This window comes from Ignavibacteria bacterium (assembly GCA_016873775.1).
Lineage (GTDB): Bacteria > Bacteroidota > Ignavibacteria > UBA10030 > F1-140-MAGs086 > JAGXRH01.
On record VGWC01000051.1, the window covers coordinates 1 to 16,614 of the forward strand.

The 16,614-nt window shown below is 38.5% G+C and carries 16 protein-coding genes; 6 read left to right on the forward strand and 10 right to left on the reverse strand.

Translation table 11 applies throughout. The features are described 5' to 3' along the window. The 8 genes from FJ218_07855 to FJ218_07890 form a co-directional block, all read right to left on the reverse strand. Positions 1 to 580, reverse strand: a 580-nt coding sequence (locus FJ218_07855) for an AI-2E family transporter (GenBank protein ID MBM4166809.1), incomplete at its 3' end; no start/stop codon positions are given. A 23-nt stretch (positions 581 to 603) separates the two neighbouring features. Further along, on the reverse strand, positions 604 to 1,059 hold the full coding sequence (locus tag FJ218_07860) for a dUTP diphosphatase (GenBank protein ID MBM4166810.1): 456 nt from the start codon (positions 1,057 to 1,059) through the stop codon (positions 604 to 606). 5 nt (positions 1,060 to 1,064) lie between these two features. Beyond that, positions 1,065 to 1,265 (reverse strand): DUF2283 domain-containing protein, encoded by a 201-nt coding sequence (locus FJ218_07865; GenBank protein MBM4166811.1) that lies wholly within the window; start codon positions 1,263 to 1,265, stop codon positions 1,065 to 1,067. Positions 1,266 to 1,288: 23 nt separating this feature from the next. Then, complete coding sequence (locus tag FJ218_07870) at positions 1,289 to 1,504, reverse strand: DUF4258 domain-containing protein (GenBank protein ID MBM4166812.1); 216 nt, start codon at positions 1,502 to 1,504, stop codon at positions 1,289 to 1,291. Beyond that, positions 1,501 to 2,496 (reverse strand): aspartate-semialdehyde dehydrogenase, encoded by a 996-nt coding sequence (locus FJ218_07875; GenBank protein ID MBM4166813.1) that lies wholly within the window; start codon positions 2,494 to 2,496, stop codon positions 1,501 to 1,503. Before FJ218_07875 ends, FJ218_07870 begins: the two co-directional genes overlap by 4 nt. A gap of 116 nt (positions 2,497 to 2,612) precedes the next feature. Continuing rightward, positions 2,613 to 3,530: a branched-chain amino acid transaminase gene (locus FJ218_07880; protein ID MBM4166814.1), complete on the reverse strand. Its 918-nt coding sequence runs from the start codon at positions 3,528 to 3,530 to the stop codon at positions 2,613 to 2,615. Positions 3,531 to 3,608: 78 nt separating this feature from the next. Next, complete coding sequence (locus tag FJ218_07885; GenBank protein MBM4166815.1) at positions 3,609 to 4,721, reverse strand: hypothetical protein; 1,113 nt, start codon at positions 4,719 to 4,721, stop codon at positions 3,609 to 3,611. A gap of 84 nt (positions 4,722 to 4,805) precedes the next feature. After that, complete coding sequence (locus FJ218_07890; protein ID MBM4166816.1) at positions 4,806 to 6,050, reverse strand: pyridoxal phosphate-dependent aminotransferase family protein; 1,245 nt, start codon at positions 6,048 to 6,050, stop codon at positions 4,806 to 4,808. Positions 6,051 to 6,240: 190 nt separating this feature from the next. Between FJ218_07890 and FJ218_07895 the strand changes: the two genes are divergently transcribed. The 4 genes from FJ218_07895 to FJ218_07910 are packed head-to-tail and all read left to right on the forward strand — an operon-like array spanning position 6,241 to position 10,571. Beyond that, the gene (locus FJ218_07895; protein ID MBM4166817.1) at positions 6,241 to 7,224 is read left to right on the forward strand and encodes an SDR family NAD(P)-dependent oxidoreductase; all 984 of its coding nucleotides are present in this window, start codon (positions 6,241 to 6,243) and stop codon (positions 7,222 to 7,224) included. An 18-nt stretch (positions 7,225 to 7,242) separates the two neighbouring features. Next, positions 7,243 to 7,674, forward strand: a complete 432-nt coding sequence (locus tag FJ218_07900; protein MBM4166818.1) for a hypothetical protein — start codon at positions 7,243 to 7,245, stop codon at positions 7,672 to 7,674. An 11-nt stretch (positions 7,675 to 7,685) separates the two neighbouring features. Next, on the forward strand, positions 7,686 to 8,138 hold the full coding sequence (locus FJ218_07905) for a D-tyrosyl-tRNA(Tyr) deacylase (protein MBM4166819.1): 453 nt from the start codon (positions 7,686 to 7,688) through the stop codon (positions 8,136 to 8,138). A gap of 6 nt (positions 8,139 to 8,144) precedes the next feature. Beyond that, positions 8,145 to 10,571, forward strand: coding sequence for a DNA internalization-related competence protein ComEC/Rec2 (locus FJ218_07910; protein ID MBM4166820.1), 2,427 nt, complete (start codon positions 8,145 to 8,147; stop codon positions 10,569 to 10,571). 3 nt (positions 10,572 to 10,574) lie between these two features. Here the strand turns inward: FJ218_07910 and FJ218_07915 are convergent, their stop codons facing one another. Then, positions 10,575 to 12,122, reverse strand: a complete 1,548-nt coding sequence (locus tag FJ218_07915; GenBank protein MBM4166821.1) for a methylmalonyl-CoA mutase — start codon at positions 12,120 to 12,122, stop codon at positions 10,575 to 10,577. A 13-nt stretch (positions 12,123 to 12,135) separates the two neighbouring features. Between FJ218_07915 and FJ218_07920 the strand changes: the two genes are divergently transcribed. Both FJ218_07920 and FJ218_07925 read left to right on the forward strand, forming a co-directional pair. Then, the gene (locus FJ218_07920; protein MBM4166822.1) at positions 12,136 to 13,482 is read left to right on the forward strand and encodes an RtcB family protein; all 1,347 of its coding nucleotides are present in this window, start codon (positions 12,136 to 12,138) and stop codon (positions 13,480 to 13,482) included. Positions 13,483 to 13,611: 129 nt separating this feature from the next. After that, complete coding sequence (locus tag FJ218_07925) at positions 13,612 to 15,435, forward strand: hypothetical protein (protein ID MBM4166823.1); 1,824 nt, start codon at positions 13,612 to 13,614, stop codon at positions 15,433 to 15,435. A 5-nt stretch (positions 15,436 to 15,440) separates the two neighbouring features. Here the strand turns inward: FJ218_07925 and FJ218_07930 are convergent, their stop codons facing one another. Next, positions 15,441 to 16,592, reverse strand: coding sequence for a hypothetical protein (locus tag FJ218_07930; protein ID MBM4166824.1), 1,152 nt, complete (start codon positions 16,590 to 16,592; stop codon positions 15,441 to 15,443). Between the last annotated feature and the right edge of the window lie 22 nt (positions 16,593 to 16,614).

The window sequence follows — 16,614 nt, forward strand, 5'->3', positions numbered from 1 at the left end:
GTAATGAAGTAAAATACTCTCCCGCGCTCGAGGAAATGGCACTTTGTATTTTTTCCTGCAATTCATCAACCGGTACGTTGATATCGCGTAAGAAAACGAACAACTTATTTGATGTTATAAATACTCTGATGTTTTCAGAGATTCCCGAAGAGTTGTGAATAAGTTCTGTAATCTGTGCCAATGCAATCGGAATAATTTTTCCAAGAGAAAGGACAAGAAAACTGACAACAACTGTTAATAAAAGAAGAGACGAAATCCACCGGGGAACAGATCGTTTTTCTAAACGTTGAACAAATGGATTGAGAAAATACGCGAGGATAATGGAGAGGATAAATGGAGAAAGAGCATTGGAAATCAGTTGAAAAAACCAAACGACAAAAAATCCGGAAGAAACAATAAGAAGTACACGAGCGAACGGAAGAGAACGAACGGAATACAGAAGAACAATGATTGAAGCAAAGAGAAAAAATGGAGAAACAACCGTGTGAATGGTATAATAAAAAAGAAGATAGAAAACCACTCCTGCAACGAGTTGAACTACAATGAACGGCTGATTGTGTGACGTGCCGGTTTCACTCATATGTGTAGTACGCTCTCACGTTATTATTTCAACCCCGTGTGACCAAATCCGCCGTCGCCGCGTTGTGTTTCATCGAGTGACGGTACTTCGTTCCATTTTATTTTTTCATACTTCGCAATAATCATTTGCGCAATTCTATCGCCGCGTTTGATGGTAAAACTTTCTCTTCCCAAGTTTTGCAAAATAACTTTAATTTCACCGCGATAATCAGAATCAATTGTTCCCGGAGAATTGACAATTGTAATTCCATATTTTGCCGCAAGGCCGCTTCTCGGACGAACTTGCGCTTCAAATCCATTAGGAAGTGAAATAGCTAATCCTGTTGGTACAATCGCAATTTGGAACGGTGAAAGAACAAGTTCGCTTTCAATCGCCGCAAACAGATCCATTCCAGCAGAACCATTTGTTTGATATTGCGGAAGCGGGATTCCGTTTGCGTGTGGAAAACGAGAGATGGAAATTGAAAATGATGTATTCACAAAATTCAGACCGTTTCAAACTGCAATTTCTTGAGATTCTCTTGTTTGATATTTTCCTGCAAACGAAGAATTTCTATTCCGACAATTTTGTTTTGTTCATTGTAGTCAAGAATAATGCCCGGTCTCTCTTCTTCTGAATCAACTATTTTTGATTCGTCTAAGCGAAAATAAAGTGCATCACTTTGTAAATCAACTTTTATTCTCATAATTCTTTTTCTTTAATCTTCTATCAAAAAATAACGTTACAATATTTATTGCTTTGAATATTTACTACTACTCTTAAATAACGATTTCCAAAATCTTTAATCTTTCTTATAAAATGAATTGTTTCATCATCAGTAACTTCTTGAACTTCTGCATTATTCAATGTTTCATCTATCCATTGATCTTTAATATCACGCTCATTTTTTACATTGAAAGCGTGTTCAGAAAATTCATACTTCATTTCTGCTTTATCAACTCTTCTGCAATTTGCACAGCATTTGTTGCCGCGCCTTTACGAACATTATCCGCAACGATCCACAAATTTAAACCATGTTCAACCGATTCGTCGGCGCGAATTCTTCCGACAAACACTTCATCACGTTCTGCACAATGAATCGCAAGTGGATATTGATATTCTTCCATATTATCTATTACAACAACACCTTTTGCGTGATGAAGAATTTCGCGAACTTCTTCAAGGTGAAACTTTTTTCTGAATTCAACACTCACGGATTCACTGTGACCGAGAAACACAGGAACACGAGTGCACGTTGCAGAAACTTTGATTCTTCTGTCACCCATTATTTTTACCGTTTCATCCATCATTTTTCGCTCTTCTTTTGTTGTTCCGTCAAACATACATTCATCCACTTGGGGAATAATATTATGTGAAATCTGATGTGGAAATTTCTTGTAACGCAACGGGACATTGTTCATTTCATCTTCCAACTGGTCAATACCTTTTTGCCCTGCACCCGCAACCGATTGAAACGTAGTAACAACGATACGTTTAATTTTCCATTTATCGTGCAAAGGTTTCAACGCAACAACCATTTGTATCGTCGAACAATTCGGATTTGCAATGATATTATGATGATGAAGCAATGCTTGCGGATTCACTTCAGGAACGACAAGCGGAACAAATTTCTCCATTCGAAACGCGCTGGAATTGTCTATAACAATCGCGCCCGCTTTGGATGCGCAAGGGGCAAATTCTTTGCTGATTGTTGCTCCCGCAGAAAAAAACACAAATTCGTGCGTGTGGAAATCTTCCGCAGTAAGTTGTTCAACTTTTACCAATCTATCTTGAAATAAGAATTCTTTACAGGCGGATTTTCCCGAAGCATACAATCGTAGACTTCCCACGGGAAAATTTCTTTCTTCCAAAACCTGAATAATTTTTCTTCCCACAAGTCCCGTTGCTCCGACAATTGCTATATCATAGAGTTTCATAAAATATTTTTGTCGTCAATGTTGCATAAACAAATCATAAAAATTGTGATTGGTTATCCGTTACGATACAATCAGAATCAAAACGATAACATAACGAATAACCAATGTCGCTTCAATTAAATAAACCGAAGCCAGTTGTGCGTATCGTTGCCATTGCGAACTACGTTGAAGAATTTTTCCTGCATCTTTTTTGTAATTGCACCAACTTTTCCATCAGCAATTTTTATATGGTCAATGGAACAAATCGGTGTAATTTCAGCCGCGGTTCCGGTAAAAAACAATTCGTCGGCAATCATCAAAAACTCACGGGGAATTTGTGTTTCGCGAATCGGAATTCCTTCTTCCTGCGCTAACGTAAGAACCGATGAACGCGTTATCCCAAGTAAAATTCCCGATGCAACAGGAGACGTGTACAACACTCCATCGCGCACAACAAATAAATTTTCGCCACTTCCTTCGCTCACTAAACCATTTCTATCGAGCGCAATTCCTTCGGAATATCCTTGTAAGATCGCTTCCATTTTTATGAGTTGCGAATTGAGGTAATTTCCGGCGGCTTTTGCAAGTGCAGGTGTTGTATTCGTTGCATTACGTTGCCATGAAGATATACACACTTCAATTCCATCTTCGTGCGAACTTCCTCCCAAATATTTTCCCCAATCCCAAACAGCAATAGCAACATCAACAGGGCAATTTAACGGATTCACGCCAACATCACCGTAGCCGCGATACACAACAGGACGAATATAACACTTCGGCATTGTATTTGCTTGAATTGTATCTATGATTGCTTGCTCAATTTGTTCAATGGAAAAAGGAATATCGGCGTGATAAATTTTTGCGGAATCAAATAATCGCCTCACGTGTTCCCGCAAACGAAAAATTGCTGAACCCTTTGCCGTTTCATAACAACGAATTCCTTCAAACCAACACGAACCATAGTGAATGACGTGCGAAAGAATATGAATCTTTGCATCATCCCAGTTTACTAAATTTCCGTTCATCCAAATTTTTTCTACTTTTTGTACAGGCATAATTCTTTTTTTTTATTTAAGGTTTTTGATTATAGATTCAAATTTCATACTTTCAAAATGTTATACGAATGTAATTTTTTAAAAACTCATTTCATAGATACGATACGTTTTATATCGCGTAGCATTCAGCATGTCCGCTGAACGATTCATCATTACGTTATCCTCGAGTATCCAACTCGCTTCTCCCTTCGAATATCCTTTGATGATTGCACGTCGAGCGGTTTCATAAAATAACACGCTTGCGATTCCACTCGTGCGAAAATCTTTTACTACTCCCAATGTAATTATCCGCACTTGGTTGATTTCCTTTTTTCTTCGGAACAATTGATATACTCCGCCGAGGAGTGTACCTTTTTTATTGTACTTCAAAGCAATATTGATGTCGGGAAGAGAAAGTGCAAACCCAACGGGACGCGATTTTTTTTCTGCTATAATTACTAATTCCGGAACGACAATGGTTTTCAATTGCTTTGCAAGATAGGAAAATTCTTCGTCGTCCATCGGAACGAATCCCCAGTTTTTTTCCCACGCATTATTGTATATCTCTTGAATGCGTTGTATTTCATTCCGAAAATCTTTCATATTCAACGAGCGAAACGTAATATCTTCCCGCTTTCGGACTATTTCCGAAACGCGAATGAGTTTCTCCGACATCACTGTATTACCATCAAGAAAATACGCATACAAATCTTTTGTTTTTTGTAATCCCTCCGTTTCAAATAAATCAACATAGTAACGAGGATTGTACGTCATCAATACCATCGGAGACGCATCAAATCCATCAACAAGAAGCCCGCATTCATCATTAGTCGAAGGATTCATTGGTCCCAGTATTTTAGATATTCCCTTGGATTTGAAAAAAAATTTTACCGCCTCAAATAATTTTGCTGAAACTTCCTTATCGTTGATACATTCGTAAAATCCAAAATGCCCAATCTTTTCGTTGTGAAATTCGTTATGCGTGTGATTGATAATTGCCGCAATCCTTCCAACAACTTTTCCATTCTGTTCAGCAAGAAAAAATTCCGTGTCGGCGTGTTTGTAAAATGGATTCTTCTTCGTGTCCATCAACATTTTTCTATCCATCAATAACGGCGGAACCCAATGTTTATCCCCTCGATAAATATCCCACATCATTTTGATGAACTTGTGTACGTCAGAAGAAGTTTTTACAGTGCGTATCGTTGCCATTTTACATTTTATATTTTACATTTTACATTTAACATTTTAGTTTTTATTCCACACAATGTAAAATCTAAAATGTAAAATGTAAAATTACTTAATAATTCCTAACTTCTTCCCCACTTCGCCAAACACTTCCAAAATTTTATACAAGTGTTCATCTTCATGCGTCGCCATATAACTCGTGCGCATCATTTGCATTCCTTGCGGAACACCGGGAGAAATAAATGCGTTCACAAATACTCCTGCATCATACAACGCGCGCCACATTTGAAACGCAAGCATATCATCGCCAACAATCACGGGAACAATTGCCGTTTGGTTCTCGATTATTTTAAATCCGAGTTCTTTAAATCCTTTCCGCATTTTGTTTGCGTTGGAAATGAGTTTAGCAACACGAAATGGTTCTGCTTCCAAAACATCTAACGCCGCAAGAGCTGCAGCAACCGAAGACGGTGTTGGACTTGCAGAAAAAATCAATGCGGGAGATGTGTGTTTGATAAAATTTATCACCCGCTCTTCGCCGACAACAAACCCGCCAAGCGATGCAAACGTTTTGCTGAACGTTCCCATCGTCATATCAATTTCTTTTTCCAAACCGAAATGACTTGGCGTTCCTCGTCCGCCTTTTCCAATCACGCCAACGCTATGAGCATCATCACATAAAATTCTCGCATTATATTTTTTTGCAATAGAATTGAGGTGAATCAAATCCACAATTTCTCCCGTTGTCGAAAACACGCCATCGCTCACAATTAACTTTGCGGCTTCAAGCGGCAAACGGGAAATAACACGTTCCAAATCGTTCATATCATTATGTTTGTACCGAACAACTTCTGCAAACATTCCTTTCGCCATTAAATTCCCCGCAACAATACACGCATGATTATCTCTATCCGTTACAACATATTCACCGCGTTGCACAAGCGCCGGAATTATTCCTTGCGCAGTTTGATAACCGGTTGAAAAAAGCAAACACGCTTCTTTATTGAAAAACTTTGCAAGTCGCGCTTCGAGTTGATTGTGCAAATCCAGCGTTCCCGTTAAATAACGCGAACCCGAACATCCTGTTCCGTATTTATTCACAGCATCGAGTGCGGCTTGTTTTACTTTCGGATGAGCCGTTAAGCCTAAATAATTATTGGAACCCGCCATCACAACTTTCTTCCCTTCGATTTGCACAACAGGACCTTCGTTTGCTTCGATTGCACGAAAATATGGATAAAAACCTGCGGCTTTGATTTCATCGGCGCGGGTGAATACGTATGCCTTTTCAAATAAATCTGTTTTCTTTTTGTGTGCTGAAATTTGTGAGGAAGGATTTGTTTCGTTTTCCATTGAGAAAAAATTTGACTGTATATAAAAAATTGCGTGTGAATATACTTTCAAACGGAAAAAGAAAAAAATGCAGTTTCAAGAGACGTACGAAATTCGTTTTCAATATTTCAACGTGTGTGTATTTTCCACTCCGTTTTTCTTCCCTATCTTTTCACAAGTTTTTTGAACGTTCCATTATCGTATAAAATTAATGCTTGCTCTCGTAACCGGTGGAAACGGATTTATCGGAAGTCATCTCGTTGAACATTTACTGCAACGAGGTTATTCCGTGCGTTGTCTTGTTCGAAAGACGAGTAATTTGCAATGGTTGAAAAATTTTTCCGTTGAGTACGTGTATGGCGATTTGTTTGATAATGATGCTTTGAAAAATGCTGTACAAAATGTTGATTTAATTTTTCATTCTGCAGGAATTACAAAAGCAAAAACGAAAGAAGAATATTTTCGCGGAAATCAGTTTGCAACCAGAAATTTTCTTGAACAAGTTCTTCAACACAATCCGAACATCAAGCGTTTTGTTCACGTGAGCAGTCAAGCCGCAGTTGGTCCAAGTTTTTCTGAAACTCCGATTGATGAATCCGTTCCATTTCATCCGATTACAACATACGGAAAAAGCAAGATGGAAGCAGAAAAAGAATGTCAAAAATTTTTTGACAGATTTCCGATAACCATTTGTCGTCCTCCCGCAGTTTTTGGCGAACGCGATAAAGATGTGTTTGAATTTTTTAAAACAATGAATAGCGGCATTCAACCAACGATTGGTTTCAACCAAAAAAAAGTTTCACTTATTCATGTTTCGGATGTCGTTGATGGAATTATTCTTGCAGGAGAATCGGCAAACAGTGATAAGAAAACGTATTTCATTTCGAGTGAACAAACGTACACGTGGGAAGAAATCGGAACAATTACATCAAGAATTTTAGGAAAGAAAGCATTCCGAATTGTCATTCCTGAATCTATCGTCATTGCAATTTTTGCTTTCGGTGAAATCGTTTCCCGTTTTTCTTCAAAACCTTCAATCATCAATTTGGAAAAAGCAAAAGATATTACTCAACAATACTGGACATGCAGCGTTGAAAATGCAAAGCGAGATTTAGGTTTTCGGCAACGACTTTCGCTTGAAGAAGGAATTCGGAAAACGGTACAATGGTATCGAAACGCTCAATGGTTGAAATAATTCCAAAGAAATTTACGAATGAACATCAGTGAAGAAACTGAACAACGCATTCTGCAACTGGAAACGTATGCGAACAGAAAACTTTCCTTCAAGGAAGAACTCTCACATTTATTAGAACTCTCCGCGCGGTTCAAACAAGAGAAACAACTTTCTGAAACTGTATTTTCCGCAAAAGCAATATGGAATATTTTTTCATTGATGCAGAAAAACTCTCCTTCCGTTGATGGTTTTGAAAAACTCGAAAAAGAATTTCAGGAACAACTTCATTCAATGCTCCAAAGTTTGAAATTACTGCTTGAAAATGCGCCGCAAGAAATTCGCGAATCATTCGCAACAAAATTCTTTTGTCAAACACAGGAAAGTTTTGTTGATTTTCTTCAGTTGTGTTCCGATTTACGATTGCTTAAAAATTTGATGCTTGATACAAAAACTTCGTCGCAAACACAGTAGTATGTATTTCTATGCGCGCTCTTATACAACGTGTTACCTCAGCAAGCGTTTCCATTGATTCGCACAAAATCAATGCCATTGAACATGGAATATTGATTTTCCTTGGAATAAGAAACGGCGATACGAAGGAAGATGCAGAATATCTTGCTTACCGATGCGCACATATTCGCATCTTCAACGATGCAAACGAAAAAATGAATGAATCAGTGAAAGATGTAAACGGTGAAGCGCTTGTTATTTCTCAGTTCACGTTATATGGTGATACACGGAGAGGTCATCGTCCCAGTTATACGGATGCGGCTCCTCCTCAATTCGCAGAAGAATTATATAACTATTTTTCAGTAAAACTTGGGGAAGAACTCGGAAAAGAAAAAATAAAAACCGGAGTATTTCGCGCAATGATGCAAATTCAACTCGTGAATGACGGACCGGTTACACTTTCTATTGAAAGCAAAGACCATTAGCGAACAATGTTTGAACGTCGTCCAGCGGCAAAAATCGTTTCATTCTTCATTGTTGGAATACTCGCTGGTTGGTACGTTCCGTTTTCAATTTTGTATGTACCAATTGCGCTTTCCGTATTTCTTTTCATTGCATATATCGTTGCAAACATTCCATCGGAAACATCCCTCACACTTTCAAACATCATTCTCTGTTTTTTACTACTACTCCTCGGCGTGTGGAAAATCTCGCTCGACACGCAGTACATTTCGAACAATCATATTTCACGTTTCATCAATCCCAATCAAGAAATAATTCTTTCCGCGATTGTTATTGATCAACCGACAAAAAAACGTCATCGAATGCAATTCGTTGCAGAAGTTGACTCATTGATACATCCTATTTCACGCCAAAAAATAGAAGGAGAAATTCTCGTAACGGTTCTTTCAAAAGAAAGAAACTTTGCATTGTTTGAACGATTAACCTACGGGACAAAAATTCAATTGCAAGGATATTTGGAACAACCACAGCAAGCGCGCAACCCCGGAGATTTTGACTACAGAAAATACCTTCGCTTGAAAGATATCCACGCGCAATGTATCATCAAAAATACTGAACACATCAACATTTCCGGTGAAGGAGGAAATTGGTTTTTTCGGATAATAGTTTTTCCTTCGCGAAAATGGATGAGCACGCAATTAGATACGTTTATTTCTTCCCGCGAAGGAAATTTTCTCAAAGGACTTCTTCTCGGCGATAGAAGCGAAATTGACAGCGAAGCAAAAACCGCTTTTATCAATGCAGGAGTAATGCATATTCTTGCCGTTAGCGGTTCGAATGTGTTATTCATTATTCTCATTTTCTCATCAATATTTTCTGCCATTCGGCTTCCGGCAAAGTTATCATTTGCTATTCAGTGCTTCGCGCTCGTGTTTTATATTTTTCTCACAGGAGAATCTGCTTCTGTTACACGTGCGGTAATTATGGGAATTATTTATCTTATCGGTAAAGAATATGAATTATTCACTGATAATTACAACACGATTGCAACGGCGGCGCTCATCGTATTGTTATTTGATGCGCGCCAACTTTTCGACGCGGGATTTCAACTTTCTTTTGCCGCGGTGTTTTCCCTTGCATTTTTTTATCCGAAATTGAAATCACTCGACCAATTTTTTTCATTGAAACTTCGTACAGCAACATTATTCAAATTTCTTTGGGTAACATTTTCCGCAACGTTCGCAGCCACCCTCGGAACTCTTCCTTTCACAACGTTATATTTTGAAAAAATATCTGTCATCGGTTTACTGACAAATCTTTTTGTCATCCCATTTTCCGGACTTTTGCTTGCACTCGGGGTAACCGTAATTTTTTTCGCTGCATTTGCTCCGTGGATTGCGCAAGTTTATGCCTCAACAACTAAAGTACTTTCCTATTTATTTTTAGAAACCATCAATTATACAGGACATCTTTCTTTCGCTTCTTTTGATTTGAAATTGTCCTATCATGAATCGTTAGCGTTTTATGCGGCTTTATTTTTTTTATGCACATCGTTTCAACGGCAATTTCAACGGCGTATATTTATTTTTGGACTTTTTCTCATGAATTTCTTCCTCTATAAAAATCTTTATGTACAATTTATCCGTAATGCTGAATATAAATATCGCATTACAGTTCTCGATGTTGGACAAGGAGATGCTCTTCATATCAAATTTCCCAATGGTGAAAATTTTCTCGTTGATGCTGGACCGAAATCGCTTACGTACGATGCCGGAGAAAAAATTGTTGTCCCTTATTTGAAACGACAGAACATTTTTCACTTAAACGGAATCATCGTGAGTCATCCGCACAGCGACCATCTTGGCGGAGTTCCAGCAGTACTTCGTGAAATATCGGTTGATACCGTTTTCGATTCTGCAGAACCCGCAAACAGTAATTTGTTTATGGAATACCATCACGTTCTCGATTCGATGAACATTGCTCACAAAAAAATCTCAAAAGGAATGAGCATCGGAAATTTTTTATTCGTAAAAAATTTCATTCTTCATCCCACCGAAACATTTGCAGACACATCAAAAACTCCAAATCTCAATAATGGCTCAGTGGTTTTTAAGTCCATATATAAAAATACGAGCGTTCTCTTCAGCGGTGATGCGGAAAAAGAAGCGGAAGATATAATTACATACACTTACGGAGATTTTTTAAAGAGTTCACTACTCAAAGTTGGACATCACGGAAGCAGAACATCTACTTCAAAAAAATTTTTGGAAAGTGTTCGTCCGCACATTGCGCTCATATCTGTTGGCGTTCGAAACAAATTTCGTCATCCTTCGAAAACGACGTTAAAACATTTACGTGAAAACAACGTCCAATATTTTCGCACGGACGAAGAAGGCGCTATAGTTTTTGAAAGCGATGGGAATTCTTGGAAAAGAATAAACTGGAGAGAAGAATAATCGTTAGTTCTGAAATTCACCCCAAACATTCCTCAACGTATCTGCTATTTCTCCCAACGTACAATATTCTTCAACACAGTTGAGAATATGCGGCATCAAATTTTCATTCATTGATTCGGCGCGATGAAGTTCACTCAAACTTTTTTCAACGAATACTCTGTTTCGTTGTTTCTTCACTTCGTTCAATCTCGCAATTTGTTTTACGCGAATGTGTTCATCAATGTTCAGAACATCTTCATTCGGTGGTTCGGACATTTGAAAGTCATTGACCCCAACAATTATTTTTTCTTTTTTCTCAATCGCTCTTTGGTAATCATACGCCGCGTTGCTTATTTCCGTTTGAACAAAATTCTTTTCAATGGCTTTCACTGCGCCGCCAAGTTGCTCAATTTTTTCAATATAATTCCATGCGCGCTGTTCAATTTCGCTTGTTAAATATTCAACATAATAACTCCCTGCAAGTGGGTCAACTGTTTGCGTAACTCCGCTTTCGCTACCAACGATTTGCTGCGTTCTCAACGCAATGCGAACAGATTTTTCCGTCGGAAGAGCAAGCGCTTCATCAAAACTATTCGTATGCAAACTTTGTGTTCCTCCCAGTACGGAAGCGAGCGTTTGCAACGTTACCCGAACAATATTATTTTCCGGTTGTTGAGCAGTTAACGTCGAACCCGCAGTCTGCGAATGAAAACGAAGTTTCATCGAGTTTTCATTCTTTGCTTGAAATCGTTCTTTCATTATTGTTGCCCACATTGTTCTTGCCGCTCGCAACTTTGCAACTTCTTCAAAAATATTATTGTGAATGTTGAAAAAAAACGAAAGCCGCGATGCAAATTCATCAACATTCAATCCTGCATCCATTGCGGCTTGAACGTATGCAATTCCGTTCGCAAGTGTGAACGCTACTTCCTGAACTGCCGTACATCCTGCTTCGCGCATGTGGTAACCAGAGATAGAAATGGTATTCCAATTCGGTAGTTCTGCGCTGCACCATTTGAAAATATCTGTTATCAAACGCATTGATTGCTTCGGTGGATAAATATACGTTCCGCGCGCAGTGTATTCTTTTAATATATCGTTTTGAATTGTTCCCGAAATTTTTTTGAGGTTCGCGTTTTGTTTTTTGGCAACGGCAACATACATCGCAAGCAGAATGGATGCCGTTGCGTTTATCGTCATTGATGTTGAAATTTTACCAAGTTGAATTTCACTGAAAAGCGTTTCCATATCTGCAAGCGAATCAATAGCAACGCCAACTTTTCCTACTTCTCCTTCGCTCATAATGTTATCACTGTCGTAACCGATTTGTGTCGGCAAATCAAAAGCAACGCTCAACCCTGTAACTCCCTGAGAAAGCAAATACCGATACCGTTGGTTTGATTCTTCTGCGGTTCCGAACCCGGCATATTGGCGCATTGTCCACAAACGCGAACGATACATTGACGAGTGTATTCCTCGTGTAAAAGGAAATTCTCCGGCTTTCTCTTCGCCAAGATACTCGGGAATTTCAATGTCGGAATCGGTATAAAATTTTTTTTCTTGGAACGTCATTTGACTTACAACAATTTTCGATTTGGAACGGAAACAAATCAATGATAAAAAATTTACAGCGGAAAATACTTATTTGAGAAAGGAAATTCAAAGTTCGTTCAAAAAATTTTTGCTTTCGTTTTTCAGAAAGCAAGAAGCAATTATATTACACTTAATTTTTCTCTTGGTATTCTACAAACTCGTGCCGATAAAAAAAATTTTACAAGGTGAAAACGTTCCGGTAAAAATCTGGACAGAGGATATTGAAATTGAAGCAGAGCAACAATTGCTTCAACTTGCTACGCTTCCGTTTATCTTCAAACATATTGCAGTAATGCCCGATGTTCACGCAGGAAAAGGCTCAACTATAGGAACAGTGTACGCTTCCAAAGATACTGTCATTCCTGCAGCAGTTGGCGTTGATATCGGATGTGGAATGGCAGCAGTGCAAACTCCGTTTCGCGCAGTTCATCTTGAGGGAAAACTTGCACAGTTGCGCAAAGAAATCGAGCGTTCCATTCCAGTTGGATTTGATGAACATCGAAAACCAACTCAACAATCGCTTTCTTGGAAGTTGTGGGAGCAATTTTTTAATCTTCACGAAGGGGTCCATAAATTATTCTCGAAAGCACAAAAGCAACTCGGCACACTTGGCGGTGGAAATCATTTTATCGAAATCTGTTTGGACCCCAAAGAAAATGTTTGGATACTGTTACACAGCGGAAGTAGAAACATTGGAAAAACACTTGCTGATGTACATATTGAGGTTGCTCAGCAATTGATGAAACGATGGAATATCAACGTTCCACATAAAGACCTTTCCTACTTGCCGATAGACACTTCCGAATGCAAACAATATCTTTCGGATGTTTTATGGGCGCAATCGTATGCGTTGGAAAACAGAAATATTATGCTGCAATTAGTCATCAAAGATGTTCGCAATGTTCTCAGCAACGGCGAACAATTTGATAGTATTCAAATGGTCAATTGCCATCATAACTATGTTTCATTGGAACATCATTTCGGACACGAAGTTTGGGTAACGCGAAAAGGAGCAATCCGCGCGCAGGAAAATGATAATGGCATTATTCCCGGTTCGATGGGGGCGAAATCATACATTGTGAAAGGATTAGGTAATTCACAATCATTCTGTTCTGCAAGTCACGGCGCCGGCAGAAAAATGTCTCGCAACAAAGCAAGAGCATTGTTCACGGAAAAAGATCTGTATGAACAAACAAAAGGTGTTGAATGCAGGAAAGACAAAAGAGTAATTGACGAAATTCCGGAAGCGTATAAAAACATTGATGAAGTGATGCAAAACCAAAACGACTTGGTGGAAATTGTTATGCAACTCAAGCAAGTTATTTGCGTAAAAGGTTAGCAAATTTTTGTATTCAAATGAACTTGTTGGTGATTTTCGATTCAACTTTTGAAAAACAATTTCCTATCTTTGTGCCGAAAATTCAGTTCAAACTTACATTAACATAATTACAATTTTTAAGTTTCAGCAATGCACAAGCAACTTGGCGCTTATAAAATCAGCAGACGATTAGGTGCGGGAGGAATGGCAGAAGTGTATCTTGCAGAAGATACATACACCGGAAAATATGTAGCGTTGAAAATTCTTTCCAAAGAACTTGCAAAAGATCCGACTTTTATTGAACACTTTCGTCAAGAAGCAATCGTACAGAGCAAATTTGTTCACAACAATGTACTGCGCGTTTTTTCGTTCGACAGCGATTGTGGATTATATTTTATGGCAATGGAATTTGTAGAAGGACACACTCTGTACGAACTGATTCGAACCATAAAATGTATTGAAGAAAACCGCGCACTTTCCATTTTCAAACAAATGCTGAATGGCGTTGATTATCTGCATAGCAAAGGAATTCTTCATCAAGACATTAACCCTCGTAACATACTGCTCGATGCGGATGAAACGGTAAAAATCACTGATTTTGGTATTGCGAAATCTGTCGGCGAAACGGATTTTGAACAAACTATCAAAGCCGGAACGCTGTACTATATGTCGCCCGAGCAGTTAGAAAATATCCGTCCTTTGGACCAACGAAGCGATGTGTATAGTTTAGGAATTACACTCTACGAAATGTTAACTGGACGATTGCCGTTCAGCATTCTTATCAACGAAGAAAGCGACAGCATTATTAAAAAAGAAATTCTCACTGCAAAAATTCGCGACCCGCGAGAATACAATTCATCCATCTCTCACAACACCGTGAGCGCTCTTTACAAAATGATTGACCGACAGTTGGAAAAACGATGTGCATCATGCGAAGAAGCATTCAGGTTGCTTTTTGAATCGAATAAACAACATACAATAACTGTTGTGCATCCTTCTCTTGAAAAAGAAAAAACACAATTTGTTTCAACCCACGAAAAAAAAATTATAGGAGCAAAACTATCAGCATCATTCATTTTCGAAGACGAACAAACAATCCTTGCTTATGCAACAATTTCGTCTATTGCCTTCTCTCCAGATGGAGAACAATTTGTTATTGGAAATATGCGCGGGAAAATTCGATTCTTTGAAACTCCTTCTCTGAAAGAAATTCGTTCATACATGGCACATCCCGATGGTATCAATTCGATTTGTTTTTCTCCGGATAAAATTTTTCTGGCAACTACAAGTATAGACAAAACGATTAAAGTCTGGTATCTTGCAAGCGGAACAGTAAAAGCAATTTTACGAAGTCATACTGCGCCCGTAATGGCAGCGATTTTTTCTTCTTCGGGAAAATATTTATACAGCGGAGGTTTCGATAACCAAATAAAAGTGTGGGAAATGGAAACCGGAAAAGAAGTTCAATCAATGCAAATTCAATTCAAGAGCACAAAAAATTATCTTACGTCTCTCTCTTTTGCTCAACATGCAAAATTTTTTGCCGGAGCAAATTCCGACGCTACTATCAAACTTTGGGATTTACGTATTGGAAAAGAAATTACGACACTTTACGGGCACACAAACCCAATTTATGCACTTGCATTTTCGGCGAATGCTGAACTTCTCGCAAGTGGGAGTATGGATGGAAGGATTCGAATTTGGAATGTGAGCAATGGAGAAGAAATGCTTTCTATCAAAGCGCACGAAAATAAAATTTATACGTTAGCGTTTTCTTCGAACAATAAATACATCGCAAGCGGAAGCACTGACAACACAGTTAAAATTTGGAATATTACCAATGGTATGTTGGTTACTACGCTCAATGAACACAAGAACGATGTGAGTTCACTCTCTTTTTCTCCCGATTCGCAATTTCTTATCGGCGGCGATTGTGGAAACACTATTCATATCTGGAAAATGGAATCTGAGTAATTTTTTTATTCAGCGTTCACAACGCCAATCAATATCAATTTGCGATTAATATGTAACCGTTGTAACTTTGCATTTGCCTCGCTGAAATCTTTGTTTTCTTTCAAACGCTTATCAAATTCACGAAACAACTTTGAGGTGTTCTCAAATTCTTTTTGCCAGATAATATACTCCACAGTTTTGTCTGTTGCGATATTTTGTTTTTTTTGCGTTGTCATCGTACCGAAGACATCATCAATCGCATCGTAAATTGCGTATGCATCTTCAAACGTTCCGATAATATTAAAAATCAGTTTGTATTGCTGTCCGCGTGTTGCATCTTCTTTCCAATACGCAGAAATCCGGCTCAAGACTTTATCAATAGCGTCGTTCATTGCTTCTTCAATCAACGCCGCATCGGGAACAGAAGGACGCTCAGGAGAATATCCTGTTTCCGTTCCGAGAAGTTTTGCCGTTGTTGTTTCATACGCGCGACAACCGACAATACCTTTCTTTCCGATTGAACCTCTCTCAATTTTCACATTAAACGTAATGTAAACATCACTTCCGATTGATAATGCAAGTTGATACGCAATATCGTCTTCGTTTCCCGCAACTTGATTTTGCGCCGTTGTTAATTCATTGAGAACGTTCATTTGTTCCGGAACTTGAACATCATATTTTCTCGCTGTCAGAAAACTTTCGATCACTTCCGCACCTTTCTTAACATTCGCGTCGCTTTTCAATTTCTCAATCGGATTTTCACCTTTCGCAACTTCGGGCAACACCATAATCATCGGATTACCAACATTTGCCGAAATTTCTTCACGCGATTTCAATACTCCTTTCTCCGATAAATCTTTTGAAAGTTTTTCTTTCTGCACACGAACAAGTTTTTCCACTTTCACTCCTTCTTTTGTTTTCACACGATTCAAAATATCTGCGCTGAAGAACGTAATGTATTGTTCGTAATTTCCTTTAGCAAAAAATTGCTCTTTCATTTGTTCAAACGAACTTTTTTCTTCGGTAGTTTGAAGAAGCGGGTCTGTTGTTAACGCAAGCACAAAATAAATTGCGCACTTCTTAGCATCAAGTTCCGCGTTGTCAACATCGCTTCCGATTCCCCACGCTCGAATTGAAACTTCCGTCGGAGAATAACTTTCGACAAACGTTGCTTGCATTGAACGTGGTGAATTTTGCGCG